The organism is Polynucleobacter campilacus (genome assembly GCF_002206625.1).
GTDB lineage: Bacteria > Pseudomonadota > Gammaproteobacteria > Burkholderiales > Burkholderiaceae > Polynucleobacter > Polynucleobacter campilacus.
The window spans coordinates 778063-805048 of record NZ_NGUP01000003.1; the positions used below are offsets into that span (position 1 = coordinate 778063).

26 protein-coding genes and 1 pseudogene are annotated in these 26986 nt (G+C 45.2%); 15 read left to right on the top strand and 12 right to left on the bottom strand.

From position 1 onward, the window contains the following. Positions 1–8: 8 nt before the first annotated feature. Both CBI31_RS07465 and mutT read left to right on the top strand, forming a co-directional pair. Positions 9–866, top strand: a complete 858-nt coding sequence (locus CBI31_RS07465; RefSeq protein ID WP_088525734.1) for an ATP-binding protein — start codon at positions 9–11, stop codon at positions 864–866. Positions 867–880: 14 nt separating this feature from the next. Continuing rightward, positions 881–1297 carry an 8-oxo-dGTP diphosphatase MutT gene (gene mutT / locus CBI31_RS07470; protein ID WP_088525735.1) on the top strand — a complete coding sequence of 139 codons (417 nt, stop codon included), beginning with the start codon at positions 881–883 and terminating at the stop codon, positions 1295–1297. On the opposite strand, the gene zapD is transcribed toward mutT, so the two are convergent. The 6 genes from zapD to CBI31_RS07500 are packed head-to-tail and all read right to left on the bottom strand — an operon-like array spanning position 1294 to position 6601. After that, positions 1294–2046: a cell division protein ZapD gene (zapD, locus tag CBI31_RS07475; RefSeq protein ID WP_088525736.1), complete on the bottom strand. Its 753-nt coding sequence runs from the start codon at positions 2044–2046 to the stop codon at positions 1294–1296. The genes mutT and zapD overlap by 4 nt on opposite strands. An 11-nt stretch (positions 2047–2057) precedes the next feature. Continuing rightward, positions 2058–2744: a dephospho-CoA kinase gene (gene coaE, locus CBI31_RS07480; protein WP_088525737.1), complete on the bottom strand. Its 687-nt coding sequence runs from the start codon at positions 2742–2744 to the stop codon at positions 2058–2060. Further along, a complete protein-coding gene (locus CBI31_RS07485; protein ID WP_088525738.1) occupies positions 2699–3199 on the bottom strand; it encodes a prepilin peptidase in 501 nt (166 codons plus the stop codon). The genes coaE and CBI31_RS07485 overlap by 46 nt, the downstream gene beginning before the upstream one ends. Continuing rightward, positions 3199–4245 carry a type II secretion system F family protein gene (locus CBI31_RS07490; protein WP_088525739.1) on the bottom strand — a complete coding sequence of 349 codons (1047 nt, stop codon included), beginning with the start codon at positions 4243–4245 and terminating at the stop codon, positions 3199–3201. The genes CBI31_RS07485 and CBI31_RS07490 overlap by 1 nt, the downstream gene beginning before the upstream one ends. After that, positions 4236–5315 (bottom strand): GspE/PulE family protein, encoded by a 1080-nt coding sequence (locus CBI31_RS07495; protein WP_088525740.1) that lies wholly within the window; start codon positions 5313–5315, stop codon positions 4236–4238. The genes CBI31_RS07490 and CBI31_RS07495 overlap by 10 nt, the downstream gene beginning before the upstream one ends. After that, on the bottom strand, positions 5312–6601 hold the full coding sequence (locus CBI31_RS07500; RefSeq protein WP_088525741.1) for an HlyC/CorC family transporter: 1290 nt from the start codon (positions 6599–6601) through the stop codon (positions 5312–5314). The genes CBI31_RS07495 and CBI31_RS07500 overlap by 4 nt, the downstream gene beginning before the upstream one ends. A 118-nt stretch (positions 6602–6719) precedes the next feature. On the opposite strand from CBI31_RS07500, the gene CBI31_RS07505 reads away from it, so the two are divergent. Next, positions 6720–7232, top strand: coding sequence for a methylated-DNA--[protein]-cysteine S-methyltransferase (locus tag CBI31_RS07505; RefSeq protein WP_088525742.1), 513 nt, complete (start codon positions 6720–6722; stop codon positions 7230–7232). A 2-nt stretch (positions 7233–7234) separates the two neighbouring features. Here the strand turns inward: CBI31_RS07505 and CBI31_RS07510 are convergent, their stop codons facing one another. Further along, positions 7235–8149, bottom strand: a complete 915-nt coding sequence (locus CBI31_RS07510; RefSeq protein WP_240553796.1) for a squalene/phytoene synthase family protein — start codon at positions 8147–8149, stop codon at positions 7235–7237. Positions 8150–8322: 173 nt separating this feature from the next. On the opposite strand from CBI31_RS07510, the gene CBI31_RS07515 reads away from it, so the two are divergent. After that, entirely contained in the window at positions 8323–9738 is a 1416-nt protein-coding gene (locus tag CBI31_RS07515) for a high affinity choline transporter 1 (protein ID WP_088525743.1), read from the top strand. A gap of 100 nt (positions 9739–9838) precedes the next feature. Beyond that, on the top strand, positions 9839–10858 hold the full coding sequence (locus CBI31_RS07520) for a 2-dehydropantoate 2-reductase (RefSeq protein WP_088525744.1): 1020 nt from the start codon (positions 9839–9841) through the stop codon (positions 10856–10858). 84 nt (positions 10859–10942) lie between these two features. Here CBI31_RS07520 and CBI31_RS07525 read toward each other — a convergent pair whose 3' ends face one another. Next, a complete protein-coding gene (locus CBI31_RS07525; protein WP_088525745.1) occupies positions 10943–11710 on the bottom strand; it encodes a fumarylacetoacetate hydrolase family protein in 768 nt (255 codons plus the stop codon). Positions 11711–11765: 55 nt separating this feature from the next. On the opposite strand from CBI31_RS07525, the gene CBI31_RS07530 reads away from it, so the two are divergent. Further along, positions 11766–12701 (top strand): glycine reductase, encoded by a 936-nt coding sequence (locus CBI31_RS07530; RefSeq protein WP_088525746.1) that lies wholly within the window; start codon positions 11766–11768, stop codon positions 12699–12701. A 7-nt stretch (positions 12702–12708) separates the two neighbouring features. Here the strand turns inward: CBI31_RS07530 and CBI31_RS07535 are convergent, their stop codons facing one another. Further along, positions 12709–13713: a polyprenyl synthetase family protein gene (locus tag CBI31_RS07535; protein ID WP_088525747.1), complete on the bottom strand. Its 1005-nt coding sequence runs from the start codon at positions 13711–13713 to the stop codon at positions 12709–12711. Between the two features lie 75 nt (positions 13714–13788). On the opposite strand from CBI31_RS07535, the gene rplU reads away from it, so the two are divergent. The 4 genes and pseudogenes from rplU to proB form a co-directional block, all read left to right on the top strand. Further along, positions 13789–14100, top strand: coding sequence for a 50S ribosomal protein L21 (gene rplU, locus CBI31_RS07540; RefSeq protein ID WP_011902040.1), 312 nt, complete (start codon positions 13789–13791; stop codon positions 14098–14100). Between the two features lie 19 nt (positions 14101–14119). Further along, on the top strand, positions 14120–14380 hold the full coding sequence (gene rpmA, locus CBI31_RS07545; RefSeq protein ID WP_088525748.1) for a 50S ribosomal protein L27: 261 nt from the start codon (positions 14120–14122) through the stop codon (positions 14378–14380). An 87-nt stretch (positions 14381–14467) separates the two neighbouring features. Next, the gene (gene obgE, locus CBI31_RS07550; protein WP_088525749.1) at positions 14468–15556 is read left to right on the top strand and encodes a GTPase ObgE; all 1089 of its coding nucleotides are present in this window, start codon (positions 14468–14470) and stop codon (positions 15554–15556) included. A 26-nt stretch (positions 15557–15582) separates the two neighbouring features. Continuing rightward, positions 15583–16356: pseudogene (gene proB, locus CBI31_RS07555) on the top strand (glutamate 5-kinase); the annotation flags it as partial. A gap of 25 nt (positions 16357–16381) precedes the next feature. Here proB and CBI31_RS10515 read toward each other — a convergent pair. After that, positions 16382–16951 (bottom strand): CNP1-like family protein, encoded by a 570-nt coding sequence (locus CBI31_RS10515; protein ID WP_088525751.1) that lies wholly within the window; start codon positions 16949–16951, stop codon positions 16382–16384. Further along, positions 16948–17535, bottom strand: coding sequence for an RNA pyrophosphohydrolase (locus CBI31_RS07565; protein ID WP_088525752.1), 588 nt, complete (start codon positions 17533–17535; stop codon positions 16948–16950). Before CBI31_RS07565 ends, CBI31_RS10515 begins: the two co-directional genes overlap by 4 nt. A gap of 48 nt (positions 17536–17583) precedes the next feature. On the opposite strand from CBI31_RS07565, the gene CBI31_RS07570 reads away from it, so the two are divergent. Beyond that, on the top strand, positions 17584–19326 hold the full coding sequence (locus CBI31_RS07570) for a proline--tRNA ligase (protein WP_088525753.1): 1743 nt from the start codon (positions 17584–17586) through the stop codon (positions 19324–19326). 23 nt (positions 19327–19349) lie between these two features. On the opposite strand, the gene ffh is transcribed toward CBI31_RS07570, so the two are convergent. Next, entirely contained in the window at positions 19350–20723 is a 1374-nt protein-coding gene (gene ffh, locus CBI31_RS07575) for a signal recognition particle protein (RefSeq protein ID WP_088525754.1), read from the bottom strand. 426 nt (positions 20724–21149) lie between these two features. Between ffh and CBI31_RS10520 the strand changes: the two genes are divergently transcribed. The 4 genes from CBI31_RS10520 (at position 21150) to CBI31_RS07595 (ending at position 26905) form a co-directional block, all read left to right on the top strand. Then, positions 21150–21593 (top strand): cytochrome C assembly family protein, encoded by a 444-nt coding sequence (locus CBI31_RS10520; protein WP_240553799.1) that lies wholly within the window; start codon positions 21150–21152, stop codon positions 21591–21593. A 3-nt stretch (positions 21594–21596) separates the two neighbouring features. Continuing rightward, positions 21597–22415, top strand: a complete 819-nt coding sequence (gene ampD, locus CBI31_RS07585; protein WP_276207129.1) for a 1,6-anhydro-N-acetylmuramyl-L-alanine amidase AmpD — start codon at positions 21597–21599, stop codon at positions 22413–22415. Positions 22416–22747: 332 nt separating this feature from the next. Further along, positions 22748–25675, top strand: coding sequence for a ribonucleoside-diphosphate reductase subunit alpha (locus CBI31_RS07590; protein ID WP_420812076.1), 2928 nt, complete (start codon positions 22748–22750; stop codon positions 25673–25675). A gap of 45 nt (positions 25676–25720) precedes the next feature. Further along, positions 25721–26905, top strand: coding sequence for a ribonucleotide-diphosphate reductase subunit beta (locus tag CBI31_RS07595; RefSeq protein ID WP_088525756.1), 1185 nt, complete (start codon positions 25721–25723; stop codon positions 26903–26905). Positions 26906–26986: the final 81 nt, after the last annotated feature.

Sequence of the window (26986 nt, forward strand, 5' to 3'; positions counted from 1 at the left end):
AGAAAAATATGAATGAAAAATTAGAGCAACTCTTAAATCATCTAGAAACTTTTCTACCAAAGCCTTTAACTGAGAAGGAGTGGGATTCTTCTACTGCGTTTAGATGGCGCCGCCGCGATAGTATTTTTGGTAGCATTGGTTTCTTGCAGCCTGTTAAGCATATCTCAGACATTACTTTTGAAGACTTAAAGAATATTGACCGACAGCGGGATGCCATTCGGGACAACACTAAGAATTTCATTCAGAAAAAACCAGCTAATAATATTTTGCTTACTGGCGCCAGGGGAACTGGTAAGTCATCTTTGATTAAGGCGAGCCTGCATGAGTTTGCTAGTCAGGGATTGCGTTTGGTTGAGGTTGAGAAAGAGCATTTAGCAGACTTGGCAGACATTGCTGATATCTTGGCTGAGCGATCTGAGCGCTTTATTGTTTTTTGTGATGATTTGTCATTTGATGAGGGCGAATCAGGATATAAAGCAATGAAATCAGCCCTAGACGGCTCTGTTTCTGCTCAAGTCGATAATATTTTGATTTATGCCACTTCAAATCGCCGCCATTTGTTACCTGAATACATGAAGGATAACGAAGGCTATGCTTACAGCGATGATGGTGAAATTCATCCGGGTGAAGTTGTGGAGGAAAAAATTTCTTTATCTGAGCGTTTTGGCTTGTGGCTCTCTTTTTACCCGCCGAAACAAGATGAGTATTTAGCCATCGTTGCACATTGGTTAAATCATTTTGGTTTAAGTGCGGCGCAAATTGAATCTGCACGTTCAGAGGCCTTAGTTTGGGCATTGGAGCGAGGCTCACGTTCTGGTCGGGTTGCTTGGCAATTTGCAAAACACTGGGCAGGCTCACATGCCTAAGATAATTTATTTCTATGAATGAAGCGAATCGTCCTGTTACTGTCGTTGCTGCAGGGATATTGTTAGATTCAGAAAATCGTTATCTTTTAGGTCAGAGGCCTGAAGGTAAGCCATATGCTGGTTACTGGGAAGTGCCAGGTGGAAAAGTTGAAAAAGGTGAAACTGTTTTTCAGGCTCTACAGCGTGAACTTCAAGAAGAGCTTGGGATCGATGTTCAGTCTAGCGAAGAACTTACTGTCTTAGAGCATGACTATCCACATGCCTATGTTCGTCTATATGTCAGCATCATCCGCGATTGGAAGGGCGCGCCTATAGGGCGTGAAGGGCAAGCCTTATCTTGGGAGTCGATTGGTGCTGATGCCCCGAGTGTTAGCCCCTTGCTACCTGCCGCCTGGCCAATGCTGGAGTGCCTTAGAAGGTCTTTGACTTAGAACTGACAGAGTGTCAGTTTAAATGGCACATCTGCATTAATCAGCTGTGCCTTTTTATCTCGATCGGCTTTTAGGAATCGCACTGAGAGTAAATATTTATTGGCACTGATTTCTGAAAAAAGAGTGTCATCTTCTAATGTAATGCGCATTAACTGATATACCTTGCCAGAAGGCGCTTGCTGAAATGAGCCATTGTGGGCCAGCACATCTTTTGCTTCACCTGACTCACGCAATAGCCGCAAAAATAATTGACATGCTTCCTGCCAAGGTAAAAGTGGGCTGATGTAACCTTCTAAAAGTTTTCGGCGCTCAGTCGAAGGACTATTTTTCCAGACATGATAGCTAGGTAAATCAATTGGACTTGTTCCGCCAGGAATATTGAGTCGAGTGCGAATTGCATTTAACCATTCACTCTCAGTAATCATTGAATTAGGTCTACCGGTAGAGCTGTTAACTCTACTTGCAACTGCATCAAGTTCAGAAAGAGTTTGGGATAGAGTTTCTTGATCTACCTTCTGTGATGATTTAAGGCCATTGAGAGTATATTTTTGGCGCTCGAACTCTTTGAGTAATAAGGACTTGATATCTCCCCTAGAACCAATATCACCAAGATCAAACAAAATAGCGATGGCGTTATGGTGAAGCTCTGGGTCATCTGAGCGAAGGAAGTGATTGAAGCGGGCGAACAAGTACTCCAGCCGAAGCATGCTTCGAACTAATTCGTTAAATGGGTATTCGTAGACAATCACAAGCTCATATTCTATGACGAACTGGGCTGATCTTTCTGAAACTGTAAGATTTTTTGGTGTAAGTCTTGCACTTCTACTTCTAAGTCCTTTAGGCTTCCTTGGTTTTCAATCACGATATCGGCATGCTTAAGACGCTCTTCTCTACTCGCTTGAGCCGCCAGAATTCGCTCAACCTCTTCTCGGGGTAAATTGCTGCGCTGCATCACTCTTTGAACTTGGGTCTCTTCGGGGCAGTCTACAAGCACTAGAAGATCAATGAGTTCAATCCAGGAGCCAGATTCAATCAGTAAGGGCACAACAAATACGAGGTATGGAACACCTTCTTTGCTTAAAGCCAGAGCTTGTCTGACAGTTTCTTGGCGTGTTAGTGGGTGGGTAATCGCTTCTAGTGATTTTCTGGCTTCTGGCTTGTTAAAGACTAAGGAGCGCATCTTGTCTCTGTTTAGCGCACCATCAGCTGCAATGAAGTCTGGACCAAATTGCTTTTCAATCAGTGCGATTGCGGCTCCATGAGGCGCTGTTATTTGGTGTGCAATGAGGTCTGTATCTACGATGCCAGCGCCAAGCTCTGCCAGTAAGTCGCTAACGGCAGTTTTTCCAGAGCCAATTCCGCCGGTTAAGCCAATGAGGGGGGTATGCCCCTTCAGTGGACTTAAGTCGGATTGCTCAGCAGTAGGTGTTGGAGGAGCTGTGGCCATAACAACTCAATGATGCCAGCAAAGATCAGAAATGGCCCAAAAGGAAATGGTGAGCCATGTTTTTGTTTGTTTAATCTAAGCCAAAGCATGCCGCCAATGATTCCCAGGACTGATGCTATGAATAGGATGCTGGGCAGAGCATGCCAGCCGAGCCAGGAGCCCAGTCCAGCTAATAGCTTGGCATCACCCATGCCAACACCATCTTGCCGTCTTATATATCGATAGATGCGATTCAATAACCATAAGGAGATGTAGCCAATGAGGGCGCCAAGGATGGATTCTTGAGGGTCTACAAATTGTAGGTTTGAGAAACTATTAAAGCAAAGGCCTAAAAAGATGAGGGGCAAAGTAATGAAATCGGGCAATCGAAAAGTCCGTAAATCAGTGTAGGCTAAATAAGTCAATACAAAAATTAATAAAAGCCGAATAAGATCAATGAGTGCTAGAGAGCCCATTACACAATCTGTCCTAAATTAAAGATTGGGAGATATAAGATTATGACAAGACTACCAATAACAATCCCAACAAACATGATGAGCAAGGGCTCTAAGCTTTGACTCAAGGTATTGAGACGATTGCTCAGTTGGGCGCCTAGTATATTTGCTCGTTTACCTAGCATCTGGGGAAGTGTTCCACTTTCCGAAGCAATACGAAGCAACTGTAAAGTTTCAAGATCAAACAAAATATGTTTTGGATCGGCGCGGATGAGAGATTCACCCAGTGGCCAGCCCCTAGTAAGGTGTTTGAATATCTCAGCGCTGAAGTCATGGCTAAGCCAATGGTTAGAAGATTGCGCAGTCACACGAAGTGCATCGGGAAGAGCTAAACCTGACTCTAATAAATGCCCCAAGGTTCTGCACCAATAGGTTAGCGTTGCTAAACGAAATAATTTACCTAGCATCGGAATGCCAAAACTCAGTTGATCACATTTTTTCTGAAGGCGGGGTATTTTGAGCCAAGCGATCAGAAATAATCCAGCGCTACAGATTAGAAGAGCGCTTATTTCTAAGAAATAATATTCAATGATGGTAGATATTTGAATGAGCGCTTTGGTAGGCGCTGGTAATTCAGCCTGAAATTGGGCAAAAACATCTTTAAATACGGGGACAACCCAAATCATCATGACCAGAATTAGCAGAAAAGAGCTGGCAAGAGTGATGGTGGGGTAACTTAAAGCCTGCTGTACTTTGCGGCGCAATTCAATTTGCGCCTCAAGCTGCTGACAAATGGTTTGTAGTGCCAGTTCAATATTTCCGGTGCGCTCACTGACCCGAATGAGATTAATAAATTCTGCTGAAAATTGGTTTCTCTGTAATAGTAAAGCTTGAGAAAAGCTTTGCCCCTGCCTTAACTGCCTACATAAATTATTTAAACAGCGTTGCCATTGCTTTGGGCTCGAGCTAAGAATGAGCTCCATAGAATTTAAGAGTGGGAGACCAACGGTTAACAGTGATAGAAGTTGCTGTGCAAAGGTCAGTTGATCAGATTTACTTAATGCCATGTACCAACCTCAGTCTGTAAATCACTTTCTTGAATCAAGCCGGTCTTGACGTAATGAAGTCCAGCCTCATACATGCTTGGATGCTTTAAGGAGGGATCAAACAAATGGCTTGCACTTAAGACTTCATGTACCCCAATACGCCCATAGCTACCAATACCTTTACAGACAGGGCATAAGCCAGCCTCTTCAATAGCTCGACCTAAACATTGTGGGCATATTTTGCGAACCAAGCGTTGCGAACTGACGCTACGCAAGCAAGATTTGAGAGACTCTTGGTCAATACCTAAACTTTTTAATCTAGTGAGTGCACCTCTAGCGTTGCGGGTATGTAGCGTGCTTAAGACAAGATGGCCAGTTTGCGCTGCTTGTATAGCAAGCTGTGCAGTTGCTCTATCGCGAATTTCACCAATCATGATGATGTCTGGATCTTGCCGTAATAGGGCGCGGATGATTGTCGGAAAATCTAAGCCTGAACGAGGGTGATAGGCTACTTGATTTACTCCAGGTAGGCGAATTTCAATGGGGTCTTCTATAGAACAAAGATTGCGATGACTTTGATTCAGTGTGCGCAAACAGCTATAGAGCGTTCTAGTTTTGCCGCTACCGGTAGGACCAGTCACCAATATCAGACCATTGGCTTGATTGAGAGCGTTCCGAAATATTACTAACTGTTCTGGAAGTAAGCCAACTTGTTCGATAGCAAGATCATTAATGCAATTGGGCAAAATCCGGATTACTGCTTTTTCTCCATGCAGTGTCGGAATGACTGAAACTCGGCAGTCAACATTGGGTTTGGAAAAATCAGGACCAATTAAGAGTCGGCCATCTTGAGGGAGGCGTTTTTCAGCAATATCAAGTCGTGCCAATACCTTGATGCGAGTGATTAATCGCTCATGAAGTGCAATCTCAAATTGCGCTTGCACTTGTAGCAAGCCATCCACTCGAATACGGACTAAAGTAGACTGTGATCCAGCTTCAATATGAATATCACTCGCCCTAGATTCCAGCGCATTAACTGCGATTTCATGCCAGGTACGAATAATGAGTGAGTCATCTTGGGTGTTGCTCAATCTTGCTCTTGAGCGAGGGTGGGTCGATAGAGTTTGACAGTCTTTACGCCTTGCTCATCAAACTGCACAATCTCCATCACAATGCCTGCAATTCGTAAGCTGACATCGTGATCCGGTATTGCCTCGAGCTTTTCTAGAATCAGACCATTTAAAGTGCGAGGGCCATCTAAAGGCAGATTGAGATTGAGTAAGCGATTGAGATCTCTTAGAGATGCAGTACCACTGGCTAGGTAGGTACCATTTGCTAGCCATTGGGGATCAGTTGAAAGATTAGAAAAAGAGGTTGTGAATTCGCCAATGAGCTCTTCCACGATATCTTCAAAGGTGACTAAACCCAGGACTTCACCATATTCATTGACGACCAGACTTAAGCGTTGTTGATTGTCTTGAAAGAATTGCATTTGTTGTAAAACTGGCGTCCCACTTGGGATGAAATAAGGCTCATTTAATAAAGCTTTAAAGTCTTGATGTTTCAGGTCTGTATCACCCAATAGTGACAGAGCCTTTTTAACGGATAGGATGCCAACAATTTGCTCAGAGTCTCCGTCGCAGACTGGTAGCTTATTGTGATAGCAAGTTTCTAATTGTTGAACTACCTCATCAATCGGCCGCGAGAGATCCAAAAGTTCAATTTTTGATCTAGGGGTCATCACATCGTCAACCGTGATGTTTTCTAAGTTAAACAAGTTCAGCAAAATATTGCGATGATGGTTTGATACGAAGCGATTCGATTCCAGAACCAAGCTACGCAATTCTTCTTTACTCATGGTTCTGCTATCTGAGGAAGATTGCAGACCGGAGACCTTCATTAGCCCTGATACAAAGCTATTAATAAACCATAGTAAGGGTTTTAAGAAAAAGGTCAGCGGCAAGATGAACCAGCCGACGCGAGAAGCAATCTTTTCTGGAAAGGCTGCTCCTATGACCTTCGGCGTGATTTCACTAAAAATAATAATGAGCAAAGCAACCACTAAAGTTGCCAAGGAAAGTACGAGTCCGCTATCTCCAAAGATATGTAGAGCAATTCCCGTTACCAGGATTGGCAGGATAGTATTAATCAGATTGTTGGAAATTAAGAGAACTGATAAAAGCGAATCAATCCGCTTTAAGAGTCGCTCTGCCAAGGCAGCCCCTTTATTGCCACTGCTAGCCATGGCGCGAAGGCGATGCCGATTAGAAGAAAGCATGCTAGTTTCGGCCATTGAAAAAAAGCCAGAAAGAGCCAGTAAAAAGAGGACTAGAGCAACTTGGCTATAAAAAGGCCAATCGTCAAAAAAGGTGTCCATGATGTCTGCCTGCAAAAAGTAAGGATGAATCAATATAGCAAAGTGGCATTTCACAGGCTATAGATATGAAAGAAAGTAGTGTCGTCTTCAGTGTTTAATTATGTGAGAATCACTTCCTATGGCGCCAATCAAAAAACAAGCTACCTCAGAGAGCGCTCAATATTGCGTTATTGCAGCCCCTTTTGGGGGCTTGGGAATTTTGACGGAGCTAGTTGATGGTAGCTTGATGTTATCCAGAATTGACTATCTACCTGCCACAACTGTCTTAGTGAGCCCTAAAAATCAATTGGCAAGAGAGGCAGAAAAGCAGCTTAAGGCCTACTTTCGGAATCCGCATCATCAATTTGACTTGCCCCTAAAGCCATCAGGAACCGATCATCAGAAAAGAGTTTGGAGCAGCATTCAGGTGATACCGGTTGGTAAAACGAAAACCTATGGTGAGATTGCAAATCAAATTAAAAGTGGTCCACGTGCAGTGGGGACGGCCTGCGGCGCCAATCCCTATCCCTTAATCACACCTTGCCATCGAGTGGTTTCTGCCCAAGGGATTGGTGGTTTTATGAAGGAAGACGCGCCTGGGCTATATCGCCAAATCAAATTATGGCTTTTAAAGCATGAGGGCGCGCTATGAGTTCAGATTTCTGTTTTGAGCGATTTAGAAAATAGATTAAAAAAAGTCTGCATGAGTACATCGCTCTTCACAGCAAATTTTGTAAAGGTATAAAAAGCCATCACTGTTTTTCTAGAAAGCTTTACCTCACCTTGATTGCTAAATTCATTTCGCTGGGCAATCTTTGAGAGTGTCATTACTGCTAAGCCAAAAGCCAAGAAACAAAAGCGCCTCATTCCAAGTTCTGTTTTTGGAATGAGGAGTATGTAACTTAAGGAGTTTTGGAGCTTCTGATAGGAAATCTTTAAAAGCGCTTTCTGACTGATGCCGGCTGGCTTCCAAGATACGCCGCGCGCATGATCTTGGGGAGAGTCTTTCAGGATATTGGTCATTTGCAGGGCTTGGCCAAAAGCAATAGCAAGTTCATCATGACCCTTCATACTCTTTGCAAATGCAGCCGAGTGATTGCTAAAAATAGTGGTTAGAAGCTCCCCCACTACACCCGCAACAACATAACAATATTTCTCAAATTCGCGTAAGTCTTTAAGGCCTGCCTGAGTCTGTTTGCCATGAAAATAAGACATGCCGTCTGACATGATGGAGATGCAGCGACTCACGGCTGCTTGATCATCTTTTGAGCAAGTATGCAAAATGCGTAAAACGGTTGGGGTATGGGCAATCAGGTCTAACTCATCAAGATTGCCATAATGCTCTAGCGCCTTAAGACAAGGCTCTACAAAGGACTCAATAGGCAGCTTTTCGAGAACTGCATCTAAAAATAATTGAGAAAGTTTTTGCTTGATCTCTGGGCTTAAATCTTCCGCATCTTCAATGGTGTCCACAATACGGCACAGCAAATAAGTATTACCCACTACTTTTTCAATCTTGGTGGGCAAAAGCGGGATAGTGAGAGCAAAGGTGCGGGAGACTGAGCTCAAAATGGCTCTTTGGTAAGCCAGATCTGTGCTTGGGCTCTCGCTAAGGCTGATTTGAGATAAATTCACCCTTGAATTATGTCAGAGTAGGATGCCCTAAATAGCCACAAATTCCCTTACTAGCAAAGTTGACATGGCCATATAATTTCACCAAATTATTGAAGGAGAAATAGGACGTGCTTTTCTGGTTCGTCATCATTTATTGGCTTATATCCATCGGTATTGGATTATGGGCGGCCTTACGGGTTAAAAATACCGCTGACTTTGCCGCCGCCGGTCACAGTCTTCCTTTGCCGATTGTTACTGCAACCGTTTTTGCGACTTGGTTTGGTGCGGAAGCAGTTTTAGGCGTCCCGGCTACTTTTCTAAAAGAAGGTTTAGGAGGAGTTGTTTCTGATCCTTTTGGATCTTCGATGTGTTTGATCTTAGTCGGCCTCTTTTTTGCTCGCCATCTTTACAACCGTCGGATGCTCACGATTGGCGACTTCTTTCGTGAAAAATACGGACGTACTGTTGAGGTATTGGTGACACTTTGTATTGTGGTCTCTTATTTGGGTTGGGTTGCTGCGCAAATTAAAGCTTTGGGACTTGTATTTAATGTGGTGTCTGACGGTAGCATCACTCAAACTGCTGGGATGATTATTGGGGCTGGAAGTGTGTTGATTTACACCTTATTTGGTGGCATGTGGTCTATTGCGATTACCGATTTTATTCAAATGATCATTATTGTGATTGGTATGCTGTATATCGGTGGCGAGATGACCATGCAAACCGGCGGAATTGGTGTAGTCATAGAGCATGCGGCAGCTGCTGGTCAATTTAGTAACTTCTGGCCGGATATGAATCTGGCTTCTATCTTAGGCTTTACAGCAGCCTTATGCACCATGATGCTTGGCTCAATTCCACAGCAGGATGTTTTCCAACGTATTACTTCCTCTAAGAACGTCAATATTGCTGTACAGGCCGCAATCTTAGGCGGCATCCTTTACTTTATTTTTGCTTTTGTCCCGATGTATTTAGCTTATTCGGCAACACTGATCAATCCAGAGTTAGTGAAGGAGTATTTATATACTGATTCACAGATGATTTTGCCAAAATTGATACTAAATCACGCGCCGCTGATCGCGCAGGTCATGTTCTTTGGGGCTTTACTTTCAGCAATTAAGAGTTGCGCTAGTGCAACATTACTTGCTCCTTCTGTAACATTTGCAGAAAATATTGTGCGAGGCTTTTTCAAACATCTGACTGATCAAGAGTTGCTAAAAATTATGCGTATCACCGTATTGTGTTTTTCTATTATGGTTACCTTCTTTGCGATTAACTCTGAGCTATCGATTTTCAAGATGGTTGAGAGTGCCTATAAGGTGACACTGGTTGCAGCCTTTGTGCCCCTAGCATTTGGGGTGTATTGGTCTAGAGCAAATTCTTTAGGCGGTTTGTTGTCGGTAGTCTTTGGTTTGACTGTTTGGATTAGCTGTGAAATTTTGGCGCCAAATGCAATTTTGCCGCCACAGCTGTCAGGCTTACTGGCCAGCATTATGGGGATGGTCTTGGGTAGCCATGTACCTAAGGACCACTTAAAAACAGTTTAGATCCACTTTGCCTAAAAATTAGGCAATCAAATTTGTTGTATCGGAAAATATTCTCATCTAGTATTTAAGTAATACAAAATTTTATTCTGATGGGATCCCTATGAAAATCTGTGTGATTGGCGGGGGTGGCGCTATTGGCGGCTACCTAGCAGTGATGTTGGCGCGAGCGGGTAATGAGGTAACGGTTGTAGCACGAGGCACAACCTTAGCTGCAGTTAAAGAGCGCGGTTTGGCATTAATCATGGATGACCAGCCAGAGCCTTTAGTGGCCCATGTCAAAGCGGTTGAAAAAATCGCAGATGTTGAAACACCAGATGTCATCATGCTAGCTGTGAAGGCGCATCAAGTTGATCCGATCATTCATGACCTCGCAGCCATCATGGGCCCAGAGACTGTTTTGATTCCGATGCAAAATGGCATCCCTTGGTGGTATTTCCAAAAGCTTGCTGGTGAGTATCAAGATCACTCGGTTGAAACAGTAGATGCTGGTGGCGTAGCAAAAAAAGCCATCAACCCAAACAACATTATTGGTTGCGTTGTTTACCCTGCAACCTTTACTCAAGCTCCTGGTGTGATCCGACACGTAGAGGGCAATCGTTTCCCGTTGGGCGAGTTGGACGGTAAGCCTACTGAGCGTATTCAGAAGATCTCTGAGGTGATGGCCGCCGCTGGATTTAAGTCTCCTATTTTGGAAGATATTCGTTCAGAGATTTGGCTTAAGCTGTGGGGCAATATGACTTTTAATCCAATTAGCGCTTTAACGCATGGAACCTTGGAAGGTATTTGCCAATATCCATTAACTAAAGAATTAGCGCGCAACATGATGGCAGAAGCTCAAAGTGTTGCAGAAAAGTTGGGTGTGACTTTCCGAGTTGATATTGAGCGTCGTATTGCTGGCGCAGAAAAAGTCGGCAAACACAAGACCTCGATGTTGCAGGACTTAGAGGCTGGCCGTAGCTTGGAGATCGATGCACTTTTGGGTTCTGCTATTGAGTTAGGTCAGATCACCCAAACACCAACGCCTTGTTTGAACGCTGTATTTGCTTTGACAAAGTACCTAGATGAAAACGTGCAAGCCTCCAAGGGCAGTTTGGCCTTGCCATCTGTGTCGGGTTACTAAGAGGACATAAATATAAACTGCTGTTATCAAAAATCCCTTGCTATGTTCAGTAGCAAGGGATTTTGTTCTTTGGGCAGCTATTTTTTATTCGAAGCGATTATCGAGGCGACCAACGCCATCAATGATGATGCTGACATTGCTCCCTGGTTTCATTGAGCCAACGCCTACTGAGGTTCCACAAGCAATGATGTCGCCAGCTTGCAAGGGGACATCTTGTGAAACTAGGCTGACTAATTTCGCGGGCGGGAAAATCATATCTGCAATCGGGTAGTTCTGACGCTCTTGATCATTCAGAATAGTCTTGATAGTTAGTTTGCTCGGATCTACGCCAGTAGTGATGTAAGGACCAAAGACACCAAAAGTATTAAAGCTCTTCGAGCGTGTCCACTGGGCATAGCCTGGATCACGGTTTAGAATTTCAATAGCTGTCACATCATTGATGCAGGTGTAGCCAAAAATCGCTTTTGCAGACTCAGCTTCATCAGCCTCATGGATGTGTTGACCAATCACAATCCCAAGCTCACCCTCATAAACCACTTTGCCTGAGTAGGACTTAGGCGTACGAATAACTTGATTAGCGGCTAAGAAAGAGTTATTTCCCTTGAGGAAGTACAAAGGTTCGGCAGGTATAGCATGCTCCAGTTTAGTAACCAGCGCATGGAAGTTGTCCACCATTGCAACCATTTTGGATGGGGTGCAGGGGATATCAATCGTGACATCTGCTAATTTGAGTATTTCACCCGTTGGTTTTGGATCCTTGAACAAGTCGCCCGCATAAACCAGAATTTGGTCGCCCTGCACCTGACCTAAACCACTTTTCCCCTGATGCTGAAATCTAAGCCATTGAGCCATAATGAGTTCCTATAAAGTGAATATTTGATAAGCAATATCTTACAGGGATCGACGGATGTCTAAGGCGCTAGAACTTACTTTTGCACCAGAATTGGATCAGCCTGTCCGCTATATGGAGCGCACCAGAAGTTATTACTTGGGTTTAGGTTATGACAACCCATACATCTGGGCTCATTACATTGAGGTGCCCTTTACGCCACTCCAAAAACCACTCAATCAATCGGTCTTGGGCCTCATTACTACTGCTGTGCCTTATGACCCCGATAGGGGTCTTCAGGGCCCAGGTGCCCCTTACAACGCTGCTGCCAAGTTTTATCAGCCCTATCAAAACTCTATGACTGGTGATATCGATTTACGAATTGCTCACGTTGGGATTGATCGTAAAAATGCCAATATGGAGGATAGTGATTGCTGGTTTCCGTTAGCAACAGCTAAACAAGCGGTTCAGTCTGGAAGGGTGGGAGCACTAGCACCGAATTTTTATGGGCTACCGACTAATCGTAGCCAACGCCACACTCTAGAAATAGATGCACCTCTCATTTTGGAAATGCTGCGTGCAGACAAAGTGGATATTGCAGTTTTAATTCCGAATTGCCCAATATGTCATCAGAGTCAAAGTTTGCTAGCACGGTATTTAGAGGCAAACGGTATTGCTACTGTAGTAATGGGAGCTGCAAAAGATATTGTTGAATATTGCGGAGTGCCGAGATTTTTATTTAGTGATTTTCCACTAGGAAATGCGGCAGCAAAGCCTCATGACCCTATTTCTCGAACCCTGAATTTTGAATTAGCGCTAAGCCTTTTAGAAAGTGCTACTGCGGCTCGCACGACAGTGCAGTCACCCTTGATCTGGTCTACCGATCCAAGTTGGAAGTTAGATTATTCGAATCTAGAAAAATTATCCCCAGCAGAGGTTGCACGTTTAAGCGAAGAGGCGGAGCAGGCACGCATTACTGCACGCGAGCTAAGAATGAAAAGCGTTGGAGGCTAATTACTTTTTAGGTTTGGCGTGCGAGCGAGTATTCACACAAGGCCCGCAATGCTGATGTTGCCTCGTTAGCTGGGAAATCTTGAATACATGCCAACGCCAATTCTGCTTCACGTTTGGCCGCAGCTTGGGTGTAATCTAAGGCGCCAGAAGTTTGGACGGCATTCAAAATTTGGAAAAATACATCATCAGGCAAGTCTTGATTTTGTTGAATTGCTGCCCGTACCAAAAGACGCTCTTCACTGCTACCGTTTTCTAGTAAATAAATGAGTGGCAATGTCGGTTTACCTTCGCGTAAATCATCACCAGCATTCTTGCCCATCTGTGCGGCGTTCGCCGTGTAGTCCAATAGATCATCCATGAGTTGGAATGCGGTACCAATATGACGACCAAATGCCGCAGCTTGTGCACACTGCACATCTGTTGCATTGGCCAACATTGCGCCCAACTCGGTAGAGGCTTCAAATAGTTTGGCAGTTTTATAGCGAATGACTTGTAAGTAGCTCGCTTCGTCTACCTCTGGATCATTCATATTTAACAATTGCAATACTTCACCCTCGGCAATCGTATTGGTAGCATCTGACAGAATCTGCATCACGCGTAAGTCATTTGGGCTAACCATCATCTGGAAAGCTCTGGAGTAAAGAAAATCACCCACTAGAACACTCGCGGCGTTGCCAAAAGCCGCATTTGCGGTTTCTCGACCCCTTCTAAGGGATGATTCATCGACAACATCGTCATGCAAGAGGGTGGCAGTATGGATAAATTCAACTACTGCTGCCATTTCTAGGGTGTGTGGAGTTTCTTTGCCATTGCTAAGGGCTTTGGCTACCAGCATCAATAGGGCTGGACGTACCCGCTTACCACCGGCCTGGATGATATATGTGGAAATTTGGTCAATTAAGGCGACTTTTGAGGCTAATCGCTGGCGAATTACCCCATCTAAAGCCTTGAAATCTAAGGCAATTGGGGCCAGGATTTGGCTTAAGTCATTGATTTTGACAGTACTTGGCATGCAAGATATAATAATCGGCTTAGCTGATCCAGGGTGGATTAGCTTAAATGTAGATATTAATTGAGGTTTCAAACCATGTACGCGGTCATAAAAACCGGTGGCAAACAGTATAAAGTTGCTGCAGGCGAAAAATTGAAAATAGAACAGATACCAGCGGAAATCGGCAGCGAAATCACTCTTGACCAAGTCCTCGCCGTTGGCGAAGGCGCTTCACTGAAATTAGGTGATCCATTGGTTAATGGTGCAGCTGTGATGGCCACTGTCGTCTCCCAGGGACGTCACGATAAAGTGACAATCTTTAAGATGCGCCGTCGCAAGCATTATCAAAAGCACCAAGGCCATCGTCAAAATTTCACTGAAATTTTGATCAACACGATTAAAGCCTAATTCAGGGTAGGAGAAAGATATGGCACAGAAAAAAGGCGGCGGCTCAACACGAAATGGTCGCGACTCAGAATCGAAACGCTTGGGCGTTAAGGTATTCGGCGGCGAGCAAATTAATGCTGGCAGCATCATTATTCGTCAACGCGGCACCAAGGTTCATCCAGGTGTAAACGTTGGCATCGGTAAAGATCACACTTTGTTCGCCTTAATTGACGGTCAAGTGCAATTCGGCGTTAAGGGTGCTTTGAAGAAGGCCCTAGTTTCAGTCTTGCCTCGTTCATAAGGCGCCTGACTGAGATCCGTTTGATTCAGATTTATTCCGAATTTAACTCTTAGGAACAGGCCTCGCTAAGCGAGGCCTTTTTTATTCATGAAATTTATAGACGAAGCGCGTATTGAAGTCATAGCCGGCCAGGGTGGTGCCGGGAGCGCTTCTATGCGCCGTGAAAAGTTCATTGAATTTGGTGGGCCTGACGGCGGTGATGGCGGTAAGGGTGGAAGTGTATGGGCCATAGCCGATCGCAATATTAATACTCTGATCGATTACCGCTACGCTAAAACACACACTGCAAAAAATGGTGAGCCTGGTCGTGGTGCTGATTGCTATGGTCGTGCAGGCGATGATATTGAACTGCGTATGCCTGTTGGCACGATCATTGCTGATTATGAAACTGGCGAACCGATTGCCGATTTAACTACCCATGGCGAGCGCCTCTGTCTTGCACAAGGTGGCGTTGGCGGATGGGGCAATATTCACTTTAAGAGCAGCACCAACAGAGCGCCACGTCAAAAGACAAATGGTAAGCCAGGTGAGCGCCGCAAATTGAAATTGGAATTAAAGGTATTGGCTGACGTTGGTTTGTTGGGTATGCCTAATGCTGGTAAGTCAACTTTGATCACCGCAGTTTCTAACGCGCGCCCAAAGATTGCTGACTATCCATTTACAACCTTGCACCCGAATTTAGGTGTGGTTCGCGTGGGTAGTGAGAGAAGCTTTGTAATTGCAGATATTCCCGGTTTGATTGAAGGCGCTGCTGAAGGGGCTGGCTTGGGCCATCGCTTCTTGCGTCACTTGCAGCGTACGGGTGTTCTTTTGCATCTGGTTGACGTTGCACCATTTGATGAAAATGTAGATCCCGTGGCAGATGCAAATGCGATTGTGAACGAATTGCGTAAGTATGACGAGGCGCTAGTTCAGAAGCCACGCTGGCTAGTTCTGAATAAGGTCGATATGATCCCGGAAGAGGATCGTAAGAAAGCAGTAGCGGACTTTGTGAAAAAGTTTAAGTGGAAAGGCCCAACGTTTGAGATCTCCGCTTTAACTGGACTTGGTTGCGATAAGCTTTGTTATGCCTTGCAGGATTACTTGGATTCTGTGCGCCGTGATCGTGATGAACAAGACGAGCGCGCTCAAGATCCTCGCTACAAAGATCAGCTAGAAGATAGAAAACCCGATTAAAGTATTCATTCAAATTATCAGTTGTTATGAACACCAAACAAACTAAACGTATCGTTGTCAAAGTAGGTTCAAGCCTAGTTACCAACAATGGTGAGGGTCTAGATCATGCTGCGATTGGGATGTGGGCAGAGCAAATGGCAGCTCTATTACGCTCAGGCCATGAGGTCTTGATGGTGAGCTCTGGGGCAATTGCAGAAGGAATGCAGCGTTTAGGGTGGACTAAACGTCCACAAGAAATTCATCAACTTCAAGCTGCTGCTGCAGTTGGTCAAATGGGCTTAGTGCAGGTTTACGAGAGCTGCTTTGCCCGCTTTAATTTACGCAGCGCACAGATTTTGTTGACCAATGCGGATTTGGCAAACCCAGAGCGTAATGCGAATGCGAAGGCAACCTTAGAAACTTTATTAAAGTTGAGCGTCATTCCAATCATTAATGAAAATGACACGGTGGTGACCGATGAAATTAAATTTGGCGATAACGACAGTTTGGCTGCCTTGGTTACCAATCTGATTCATGCTGACTTACTCATCATTCTGACTGATCAAGGTGGCTTATTTACTGCTGACCCACGTCAGCATGCTGATGCAACTCTCTTGCAGCAAGCTATTGCTGGCGATCCTGCCCTAGAAAAAATGGCTGGCGGAGCTGCTAGTGAACTTAGTAAAGGCGGTATGTTGACTAAAGTCTTGGCAGCTAAGGTTGCTGTACAGACGGGAGCCTCTACCGTAATTGCTTCTGGGCGAGAGTCAAATGTTTTAACTCGACTCTTGGCTGGCGAGCAAATCGGTACCCGTTTAGTCCCACCATCAACTCATTAAAGTCGACTTAGTTGGCAAACAGGCCATTGGAGTTCGTAGGCTTAGTGTTGCCTGTAAATCCGTTGGGCCCTAGGGCACTCAAAATGGTCTTGATATTCTTTTCTTGCGAATTGAAATTGCAAAATGCCCCCTGCGCTAAAGCTGCTTGATAGCGATTAGGCGTATTGCTATTGATGGCACGCCATGCTGATAAAGGGCTTGCCCGCCATTTACCCTCTTCAAGGTTGCCATAAATGCGCCACTGAAATGAATCACAGCGAATACCTTCATATTGCACTTGTTGATCACCGCTAGGGCTGGTCATCACCACAATGTAGCGCGTAATGCCATCGGCGCCGATCAGAATAGAGTCGGTATCCACCGAGAACTTAAAGATAGCTTGCGGTGAGACATAAAAAGATTGCAGCGTAGATTTGTTGGGTGGGTTTAAGGGCATGGCAGTCGTACCCTCTTTAAATACCATCGGCGCAAATGGATCTAGACCACTAATGAGAGGGTCTCCTGTACAAGCAATGAGACCTATGCTGAACAATACGCAAGCAAGATAAGACCAAATACGCTGAAAGGATTGGGTCATTTTGGTTCGTCCTTGGGGTTGTGCTCTTGTGTGTCTGTATAGAAGGATTGAATTAAATCTAATGGAGCGCCCCAAGCAAGCTGCTGCATACGCATTCCGCGCGAAAGGTAGCGAGCTAGCTCGGATAAAGCCATTTGGTAGACCTCGCGCTTGAAATCAATCACGGCATCGAGTTGAATCCAGAAGGGTACCCAGCGCCAGGCATCAAATTCTGGGTGTTCTGAAGCGCGCAGTTGAATATCACTGTCTAGACCCACTAAACGCAAGAGAAACCAGATTTGCTTTTGGCCACGATAGGCAGCCCGATGGACGCGGGTGGTATATTGACGGCGCAAGTATTCCTCAGGGACGTCGTAACGGAGCCAATCCCTGGTTCGTCCAATAATTTGGACATGTTCTGGCATCAAGCCAACCTCCTCATGCAATTCGCGGTACATGGCCTGCTCAGGGGATTCACCATGTTGAATCCCGCCCTGCGGGAACTGCCACGAATGCTGCCCAACGCGTTTTCCCCAGAAAACCTCGTTACGGCCGTTGAGGAGGACAATGCCGACATTGGGGCGATACCCTTCACGGTCAAGCATGATCGTGCCTCAAATCCTTTAAAATCAATGATTTGATTATATCCATTCATGAAAGCATCACAATCATTTCTCGCCACGCTAAAAGAAGCCCCCTCCGACGCTGAGGTGGTTTCGCACAAACTCATGGTGCGGGCAGGTTTAATTCGCAAGCTCAGCGCAGGCATATATAACTATTTGCCACTCGGTTTGAGAGTGATCCGCAAAGTTGAAAACATTATTCGCGAAGAAATGAATCGTGCTGGTGCAATCGAATTATTGATGCCAATGATTCAGCCTGCTGAATTATGGCAAGAGACGGGTCGTTGGGAAAAGATGGGTCCTGAGTTATTGCGCATCAAAGATCGTCACGATAGAGATTTTTTAATTCAGCCAACCTCTGAAGAAGTGATTACTGATTTAGCTCGCAATGAAATTAAGAGTTACAAACAGTTACCCATCAATTTCTACCAAATTCAAACGAAGTTCCGTGATGAGCGCCGCCCACGTTTTGGAATTATGCGTGGTCGTGAGTTCAGCATGAAAGATGCCTATTCATTTGATCGTGATGCTGAAGGTTTGAAGAAGTCCTACCAAATCATGTTTGATGCTTACACACGTATCTTCAAACGTATGGGCCTTCAGTTTCGTGCCGTGACCGCAGATAATGGCGCCATTGGTGGATCAGGCAGTCAAGAGTTTCATGTGATTGCAGATACTGGTGAAGATGCAATCGTTTATTGCCCAACATCTGAATACGCCGCCAACCTTGAGGCTGCAGAATCATTAGCTTTGACTGCTTCACGTCCTGCTGCTACTGCTTCAATGGTGAAGGTGGCAACTCCAGAAAAGACAAATTGCGCAGATGTTGCGAAGTTCCTCAATATTCCGCTTGAGAAGACTGTGAAGTCTTTGTTGTTTGCAGTTGATCAAGAAAAAGGCCCCGCCAAACTTTTCATGTTGTTAGTGCGCGGTGACCATGAGCTTAATGAAGTCAAGGCAAGTAAGGTACCTGGTATGGCTGAATCTCGCTTTGCCACTGAAGTAGAAATCAAACAAGCTTGCAATGCTCCTGCTGGTTATTTAGGGCCAGTTGGCGTGAGTGCTGATGTTACTGTGGTGGCAGATCGCACGGTTGCGAATATGTCTGACTTTGTGTGCGGTGCCAATGATGCTGGCAACCATTTAACAGGCGTTAACTGGAGCCGTGATTTGCCGGAGCCATTGGTCTTAGATATTCGTAATGCAGTAGTTGGTGATCCTTCTCCAGATGGTAAAGGTGTAGTGGATATTTGTCGCGGTATTGAAGTGGGTCACGTATTCCAATTGGGTACGCGCTACTCCGAGGCAATGGGGTGTACTTTCTTAGACCAGCAAGGTAAAGCACAGCCCATGGTGATGGGTTGTTATGGAATTGGCGTTACTCGCTTATTGGGTGCTGCTATTGAGCAAGGTCATGATGAGCGCGGCATTATTTGGCCAATCTCCATGGCGCCATTTGAGGTAGTGATTTGCCCGATGGGGTATGAAAAATCAGAGCAGGTAAAAGTAGCCTGCGATCAATTGCATGATGAATTACTCGCTGCTGGCATCGATGTGATTTTGGATGATCGTGGCGAGCGCCCTGGCGCGATGTTTGCTGACTGGGAGCTGATTGGTGCACCGTTCCGCGTGGTGATTGGTGACCGTGGATTAGCCAATGCTGAAGTAGAGTTTAAAGGTCGCACCGATGCTGACTCACAAAATATTCCGCTAACCGATATCAAGGCAAAAGTGATTGCCGCTATTCAAGCGGCGAAGAACTCAATTCATTAAGCTCTTCGTAGTGCTTATTTAGTTTATTTTTTAAAGAGTCCGCCAATACCTTTGGCGACTCCTTTTGCAGCCATGGTGCGTGCCATCTTGCCACCTTTGAACTGTTTCATCATGGTTTGCATTTGCTCAAACTGAGCCAGTAGGCGGTTTACTTCTTGTACTTCAACTCCAGCACCTGCGGCAATACGCCGTTTGCGGCTGGCTTTGAGTAGCTCAGGTTTGCTTCGTTCACGTGGGGTCATGCTGTCGATAATGCCGCGCATGCGTGTAGTTTGTTTGTCTGCATTGCTGAGGTTTGTTTTAGAGGCTGCTTGAGCAACCTGACTGGGTAACTTATCCATCAAACTAGCCATGCCACCCATCTTTTGCATTTGCATGAGTTGATCACGGAAGTCTCCAAGATCAAACCCGCCTTTAGAAATCTTGCTGGCTAATTTTTCTGCTTTGGCAACATCAACATGTTCTTGGGCTTGTTCTACCAGGGCCAGAATATCGCCCATACCCAAAATACGATTGGCCATGCGCTGCGCATCAAAGGCCTCAAGCCCATCCATTTTTTCAGCCACACCAATGAATTTGAGGGGCACGCCAGTCACTTGGCGCACAGAAAGGGCAGCGCCGCCGCGAGAGTCACCGTCAAGCTTTGTGAGGATGACGCCCGTTAACGGAAGTGCTTCATGGAAGGCTTTGGCAGTATTGACGGCATCTTGACCAAGCATGGCATCAACTACAAATAGTGTTTCGATGGGGTTTAAGCTCGCATGCAAAGTTTTAATTTCTTGCATGAGTGCTTCGTCAATGCCTAAGCGACCTGCGGTGTCGACTAAAACTACGTCAAAATAATGACGGCGAGCCCAATCTAGGGCGGCAGTAGCAATGTCATTTGGTTTTTGATTAATGTTGCTTGGAAAAAATTCTGCACCAACTTGTTTGGTAACAGTTTCAAGCTGTTCAATAGCAGCAGGGCGGTAGACGTCACAAGAAACCGTCAACACTTTTTTCTTTTTCTTTTCCTGGAGCCATTTGGCTAGCTTGCCAACGGAGGTTGTTTTACCGGCACCCTGTAAGCCTGCCATCAAAATCACTGCTGGCGGCTGAGTGGCTAGATTGAGTTCGCCGCTTTGATCGGTGTCACCCATCATCACTTGGGCCAGTTCACGCTGGACTACGCCAACCAGAGCTTGTCCTGGGCTAAGGCTGCCAACCACTTCTTCACCAAGGGCTTTAAACTTGATCTGCTCTAGTAAAGACTTCACTACTGGTAGCGCTACGTCAGCCTCCAATAAGGCTAAGCGGATCTCCCGCAGCATTTCAGCGGTATTGGCTTCAGTGAGGCGTGCTTGGCCTCGCATTGTTTTAACAACGCGGGATAGGCGGTCGGTGAGATTCTCTAGCATTTATCGATTAGACTTTCCATATGGATATTTTAGGTTACTCAAGTTTCGGCTGGCTCCCCCCGGTCCTTTATTTACTTTTGCTGCTCTTTTTGAGCCAGAGAGCTAGGGCTGGTAAGGAGTCACCTCTCTCAGCTGGGCTAATGCAAGCCTGTATTTTTGTGATTTTGATGCTCCATGGCATTGAGTTGCATGATTCCGTCTTTACACCTCAAGGCTTCGTTTTTGGGTTTGCTCAGGACTTATCCTTGATTGCCTGGGTAGGTTTAGCATTTTATTGGTTCCAATCCTGGTTTTTGCCAATCGCTAGCTTGCTTTGGATGTCAATTTTATTTGCTTTGGCTTGTTCTCTTTTGCCGATTTTTTTCCCGGGAGTATTAATTTCGCCTGTGGCTGTTTCGGATCCTTGGTTCAAGGCACACTTCAATTGTGGCAACCATTTCAGTCGGCCTCTTAAGCCTAGCAGCGATGCAGGCAATGTTGATGAGTGTTTATGACCGCGCCTTGCATCGTCAATTAGCAATTGTTCCGAATAGTCGTCTGTCTCATTGGTTAGAAGATTTGCCGCCACTCATGATGATGGAGGGTCTGCTATTTAATTTGCTGTATGTTGGTTTTGCACTCCTAACAATGACTATTTTTTCTGGCTTATTCTTTTCACAAGTTTTGTTTGGTAAGCCTTTTGTGTTTGACCATAAAACTATTTTTGCGCTTGTCTCCTGGATCTTGTTTGCTGGATTGCTGATAGCCCGCTGGTGGGTTGGTTTGCGAGGTTGGGCAGCAATTCGTTGGGTATTGAGTGCCTATGTTGTTTTACTACTCGCCTATGTTGGCAGCCGCTTTGTATTGGAAGTGGTTCTTCAGAGAGCATGATCTTTGCTTAAGTGGCTTTTACTATTTGCCGGAGCAGGCCTTTTATATTTTTGGCTTAAGGGAAAAAAACAGGCGAAATTTGATCGGAGTAAATCAAGTAATCCCAGCCCCAGTAAGGATCAGACCCTGACGGAGCCTGAGGCAATGGTGCAGTGCCAATATTGCAAAGTACACCTGCCGAAAGCTGACGCCATTGCTCACGACAATCGGTTTTATTGCTCAAAAGAGCATCGTCATGCCTTAGACGAACAAGGATGGGTTGGTGCTGCAGCTTGGCGCGCCTCACCAAACAAAGACACAAGGCCAAATGAAGTAAAGCCTGATTTAGTGGTGATTCATCACATTAGTTTACCGCCCGGTGAATTTAAAAGTCAGAGCTCTACTCAGAACATCGTGAGTTTTTTTCAAAATACCTTAGACGTTAATGCGCATCCCTATTTTTCTGAGATCGCAAATCAAAAAGTTTCCAGTCATTTCCTGATTGCGCGTACAGGAGAATTAACCCAATTTGTTTCAACGCAAGACAGGGCGTGGCATGCCGGCGCATCGAATTTTATGGGTAGAGAAAGATGTAATGATTTTTCAATTGGTGTTGAGCTGGAGGGTGATGGCGCTACGCCATTTGAGGATGTTCAATACGAATCGTTAGCAAAGCTTGTTCAGAAATTGCAACTGACTTATCCAAATTTGCAATTTGCAGGGCATAGCGACATTGCTCCAGATCGAAAAACAGACCCCGGAAAATATTTTGATTGGGAAAAATTCCAAAAAGAGACAGGCATTTCGCTGGAAAAAATACCCTACGGATTGGTTTCTCGCTAACCCAAAACTTTGTATGTGAGCATACGCTCACTTTTTTAGCCTTTAGCTAAAAAGGGCTAGAAAATCCGCACCAAAATGACTCTTAAATTACTGTAAAACTTAGTAAAAATACTAATAAACATTGGTAAGAAAAAACTTACCAAAAACGAATTATTTCCCTATACTTAGTACCCAATGCGCTTCAAAACACTAGATGTAGTGTTTCAATACAGCAATACCCCATTGTTTTTTAACGATATTTTGTCCAAATAACTATATATATAAGCAGGAGCAACATGACATACGCCAATCCCCAGGCAGCAGGACAAGCAACTGGAGCTAATAATCCAGGAATGGGTCCTGCGGGAACCATGAACCAAACTCCCTCAGCCGGCTTTGTAGCTGGTGGTGTTGGCGGTAGCCAGGCAACCCAGTTGTCCGATTACAAAATCATTCGCCGCAATGGTTCTGTTGTTGCATTCGAGCCATCCAAAATCGCCATTGCAGTTACCAAAGCATTTTTGGCGGTTAATGGTGGCCAAGGCGCTGCATCTGCCCGTGTTCGTGAACAAGTTGAGCAGCTCACCCACTCTGTGGTGCGTGCTTTATTGCGCAGCCGCCCAAACGGTGGCACCTTCCATATTGAAGATATCCAAGACCAAGTTGAGTTGGCTTTGATGCGTAGTGGTGAGCACAATGTTGCTCGTGCCTATGTTCTCTATCGTGAAAAGCGTAATCAAGAGCGTGCAGCCCAGCAAGAAGCTTCACAAGATACTCAAGTGGCTAATCAGGCTGGTGAGTCTGGCATTAAGGTTACCGACGATGGTCAAGAGAAGTGGCTCGATATGGCTGCTTTGCGTACTGTGATTGAAGCTGCTTGCGAAGGCTTAGGTAATCAAATTGATGCAAGCCCAATCATCACCGAAACAATTAAGAATTTGTACGATGGCGTACCAATGGCACAAGTGTATGACTCTGCTATCTTGGCTTCCCGTACTCTGATTGAAAAAGATCCTGCATACAGCCAGGTGACAGCACGTATCTTGATGCATACGATCCGTAAAGAGATTTTCGGCAAAGAAGTATTACAAGGTGACACACAGGCTGAATACAGCACTTACTTTGCCAAGTACATCAATGAAGGTATTTCTGCAGAGTTGCTAGATCCACGGATGCGCGAGTTTGACTTGCCACGTTTGGCTGCTGCTTTAAATGCAAGCCGTGACTTGCAGTTCAATTACCTGGGCCTGCAAACTTTGTATGACCGCTATTTCTTGCATATTGAAGAGCGTCGTATTGAAATGCCACAAGCATTCTTTATGCGTGTTGCAATGGGATTGGCTTTAAATGAGATGGATCGTGAACGTCGTGCGATTGAGTTCTATGAAATTCTGTCTACATTTGATTTCATGTCCAGCACACCAACTCTATTTAATTCAGCAACAACCCGTCCACAGCTTTCTAGCTGCTACTTAACTACAGTGGATGATGATCTTGATGGCATCTACGAAGCTTTGAAAGAAAATGCTTTGCTGTCCAAGTTTGCAGGCGGTTTAGGCAATGACTGGACCAATGTCCGCGCTTTAGGAAGCCACATCAAAGGTACTAACGGTAAATCACAAGGTGTTGTGCCATTTTTAAAAGTAGTGAATGACACTGCAGTTGCTGTGAACCAAGGTGGTAAGCGTAAGGGTGCAGTTTGCGCCTACTTGGAAACATGGCACTTAGATATCGAAGAGTTCTTAGAGCTGCGCAAGAACACTGGTGACGATCGTCGCCGTACGCATGACATGAATACTTCTAACTGGATTCCTGACTTGTTCATGAAGCGCGTTATGGAAAATGGTGATTGGACTCTGTTCTCACCATCCAATACTCCTGATTTGCATGACAAGTTTGGTAAAGCCTTTGAAGAAGCTTATGTTGCCTATGAGCAAAAAGCGGACCGTGGTGAGTTAAAGCCATTCCGCAGAATCCCTGCGCAGCAGTTGTGGCGCAAGATGCTTGGTATGTTGTTTGAAACAGGTCACCCATGGATCACTTTCAAAGATCCTTGCAATATTCGTAGCCCACAGCAGCACGTTGGTGTGGTTCACTCCTCTAACTTGTGCACAGAGATTACTCTGAACACAAATGAGACCGAGATTGCTGTATGTAACTTGGGATCTGTGAACTTAACCGCTCACATGACGACCGATGCTAACGGTAAGATGATTTTGGATCATGAGAAGCTTCACAAGACTGTGCGTACTGCGATGCGCATGCTTGATAACGTAATCGATATCAACTACTACGCAGTTGCTAAAGCACGCAATTCTAATTTGAAGCACCGTCCAGTCGGCATGGGCATCATGGGCTTCCAAGATTGCTTGCATATGCAGCGCATTCCTTACGCTAGCGATGAGGCTGTCAAGTTTGCAGACTCTTCTATGGAAGCAGTTTGCTACTACGCTTACCAGGCTTCATGCGAGTTGGCTGAAGAGCGCGGCGTATACAGTACTTACAAAGGTTCCTTATGGGACCGCGGCATCCTCCCACAAGACTCAGTAGCGCTGTTGGCTGAGCAACGTGGTGGCTATGTAGAGGTGGATAACTCCTCTACGATGGATTGGAGTGGTTTACGTGCTCGCATTAAGCAACACGGCATGCGCAACTCCAATTGCGTAGCGATTGCGCCAACGGCGACGATTTCTAACATCATTGGCGTTTCTGCTTGTATCGAACCTACTTTCCAGAACTTGTTCGTCAAATCCAACCTTTCAGGTGAGTTCACGGTCGTAAATGAGTACTTAGTGCGCGATTTGAAGGATCGCGGCCTTTGGGATGAAGTCATGATTGCTGATCTGAAGTATTTTGACGGCACTTTGTCTAAGATTGATCGCATTCCACAAGACTTGCGTGATTTGTACGCAACTGCCTTTGAAGTTGAGCCAAGCTGGTTGGTTGAAGCAGCTTCTCGTCGTCAGAAGTGGATTGACCAAGCTCAGTCATTGAACATCTACATGGGTGGTGCATCTGGCAAGAAATTGGATGATACCTACAAGTTAGCTTGGTTGCGTGGCTTGAAAACGACCTATTACCTCCGTACTATGGCTGCAACCCACGTTGAGAAATCAACGGTTGCAAGCGGTCAATTGAATTCCGTATCCAGCGGTGGTGGAGTAAACGGTACAGATGCAGCTGCGCCAGCGGGTGCTAGTGGCGCAGTTGAAGCAGACGGCCCGGCTTGCACAATGCGTCCTGGCGATGCTGGCTTTGAAGAATGTGAAGCATGCCAATAAGCAATTTGCTTATTGGTCAGAAATAGAAGAATTGAGGAGAAAGTTATGTTGAATTGGGAAGAAGAAGTTGCTCCAGCGCTAGCGAAAGTTAGCCTTGCACCACAGCCGGTTGCAGCGGAGCCACAACGCCCACAGCCAGACCAAGTATCGATGGCACCGCAAACTGCTGCACCTGCGCAAGTAGAGGCTGCTAATTTATCAAGTGGCGCAGCCTTGCGTGTAAACGCTGCAGACAAGCGTGTGATTAATGCCAAGACCGATGTAAACCAGCTGGTTCCATTTAAATACAAGTGGGCTTGGGAGAAGTATTTGGCTGGGTGTGCAAACCACTGGATGCCGCAAGAGATCAATATGAATCGCGATATCGCACTTTGGAAAGATCCAAATGGCCTGACAGAAGACGAGCGTCGCATTATTAAACGCAACCTAGGCTTCTTTACTACCGCCGACTCTTTGGCCGCCAACAATATTGTTTTGGGTACTTATCGTCACATTACTGCTCCAGAATGCCGCCAATACCTATTGCGCCAGGCTTTCGAAGAGGCAATTCATACCCATGCATACCAATATATCGTTGAATCTTTGGGTTTAGACCAGAGCGAAATCTTCAATGCGTATAACGAAATTGAGTCAATTCGCGCTAAAGACCAGTTCCTAATTCCATACATTGACGTATTAACTGACCCAAATTTCAAGACTGGCACACTAGAAACTGACCAAAAATTACTTCGTTCGCTGATTGTTTTTGCCTGCGTAATGGAAGGTTTGTTCTTTTATGTTGGTTTTACGCAAATACTTGCAATGGGTCGCCAAAACAAAATGACTGGTGCTGCTGAGCAGTATCAATATATCCTTCGCGACGAGTCAATGCATTGCAATTTTGGTATTGATTTGATAAACCAAATCAAGCTGGAGAACCCGCAGTTATGGACTTCCGCGTTCAAAGACGAGATTAAATCGATCTTCGAAAAAGCAGTCGAATTAGAGTACCGTTATGCCGAAGATACGATGCCTCGAGGGGTGCTCGGATTGAACGCTCCGATGTTCAAAGGGTACCTAAGATACATCTGTAATCGCAGATGTTTGCAAATAGGACTTGACGCGATGTTCCCAAATGAAGAGAATCCATTTCCATGGATGTCAGAAATGATTGATCTTAAGAAAGAACGAAACTTTTTTGAGACACGCGTTATTGAGTATCAAACTGGCGGTGCGCTAAGTTGGGAGTAGTAAGCAGTAAGTAAGCGCATAGTCGGCTGAATAGGAGATTAGACGGTTGGATAGTAGAAATCAGCAAAATCAGACTCAAAT

What these genes read in the sequence shown, in the direction of transcription:
- CBI31_RS07465 (WP_088525734.1), top strand. Translation starts at nt 9, where the DNA reads ATGAATGAAAAATTAGAGCAACTCTTAAATCATCTAGAAACTTTTCTA.
- mutT (WP_088525735.1), top strand. Translation starts at nt 881, where the DNA reads ATGAATGAAGCGAATCGTCCTGTTACTGTCGTTGCTGCAGGGATATTG.
- coaE (WP_088525737.1), bottom strand. Translation starts at nt 2,744, where the DNA reads ATGGCCACAGCTCCTCCAACACCTACTGCTGAGCAATCCGACTTAAGT.
- CBI31_RS07485 (WP_088525738.1), bottom strand. Translation starts at nt 3,199, where the DNA reads ATGGGCTCTCTAGCACTCATTGATCTTATTCGGCTTTTATTAATTTTT.
- CBI31_RS07490 (WP_088525739.1), bottom strand. Translation starts at nt 4,245, where the DNA reads ATGGCATTAAGTAAATCTGATCAACTGACCTTTGCACAGCAACTTCTA.
- CBI31_RS07500 (WP_088525741.1), bottom strand. Translation starts at nt 6,601, where the DNA reads ATGGACACCTTTTTTGACGATTGGCCTTTTTATAGCCAAGTTGCTCTA.
- CBI31_RS07505 (WP_088525742.1), top strand. Translation starts at nt 6,720, where the DNA reads ATGGCGCCAATCAAAAAACAAGCTACCTCAGAGAGCGCTCAATATTGC.
- CBI31_RS07520 (WP_088525744.1), top strand. Translation starts at nt 9,839, where the DNA reads ATGAAAATCTGTGTGATTGGCGGGGGTGGCGCTATTGGCGGCTACCTA.
- CBI31_RS07525 (WP_088525745.1), bottom strand. Translation starts at nt 11,710, where the DNA reads ATGGCTCAATGGCTTAGATTTCAGCATCAGGGGAAAAGTGGTTTAGGT.
- CBI31_RS07530 (WP_088525746.1), top strand. Translation starts at nt 11,766, where the DNA reads ATGTCTAAGGCGCTAGAACTTACTTTTGCACCAGAATTGGATCAGCCT.
- CBI31_RS07535 (WP_088525747.1), bottom strand. Translation starts at nt 13,713, where the DNA reads ATGCCAAGTACTGTCAAAATCAATGACTTAAGCCAAATCCTGGCCCCA.
- rplU (WP_011902040.1), top strand. Translation starts at nt 13,789, where the DNA reads ATGTACGCGGTCATAAAAACCGGTGGCAAACAGTATAAAGTTGCTGCA.
- rpmA (WP_088525748.1), top strand. Translation starts at nt 14,120, where the DNA reads ATGGCACAGAAAAAAGGCGGCGGCTCAACACGAAATGGTCGCGACTCA.
- obgE (WP_088525749.1), top strand. Translation starts at nt 14,468, where the DNA reads ATGAAATTTATAGACGAAGCGCGTATTGAAGTCATAGCCGGCCAGGGT.
- CBI31_RS10515 (WP_088525751.1), bottom strand. Translation starts at nt 16,951, where the DNA reads ATGACCCAATCCTTTCAGCGTATTTGGTCTTATCTTGCTTGCGTATTG.
- CBI31_RS07565 (WP_088525752.1), bottom strand. Translation starts at nt 17,535, where the DNA reads ATGCTTGACCGTGAAGGGTATCGCCCCAATGTCGGCATTGTCCTCCTC.
- CBI31_RS07570 (WP_088525753.1), top strand. Translation starts at nt 17,584, where the DNA reads ATGAAAGCATCACAATCATTTCTCGCCACGCTAAAAGAAGCCCCCTCC.
- ffh (WP_088525754.1), bottom strand. Translation starts at nt 20,723, where the DNA reads ATGCTAGAGAATCTCACCGACCGCCTATCCCGCGTTGTTAAAACAATG.
- CBI31_RS07590 (WP_420812076.1), top strand. Translation starts at nt 22,748, where the DNA reads ATGGGTCCTGCGGGAACCATGAACCAAACTCCCTCAGCCGGCTTTGTA.
- CBI31_RS07595 (WP_088525756.1), top strand. Translation starts at nt 25,721, where the DNA reads ATGTTGAATTGGGAAGAAGAAGTTGCTCCAGCGCTAGCGAAAGTTAGC.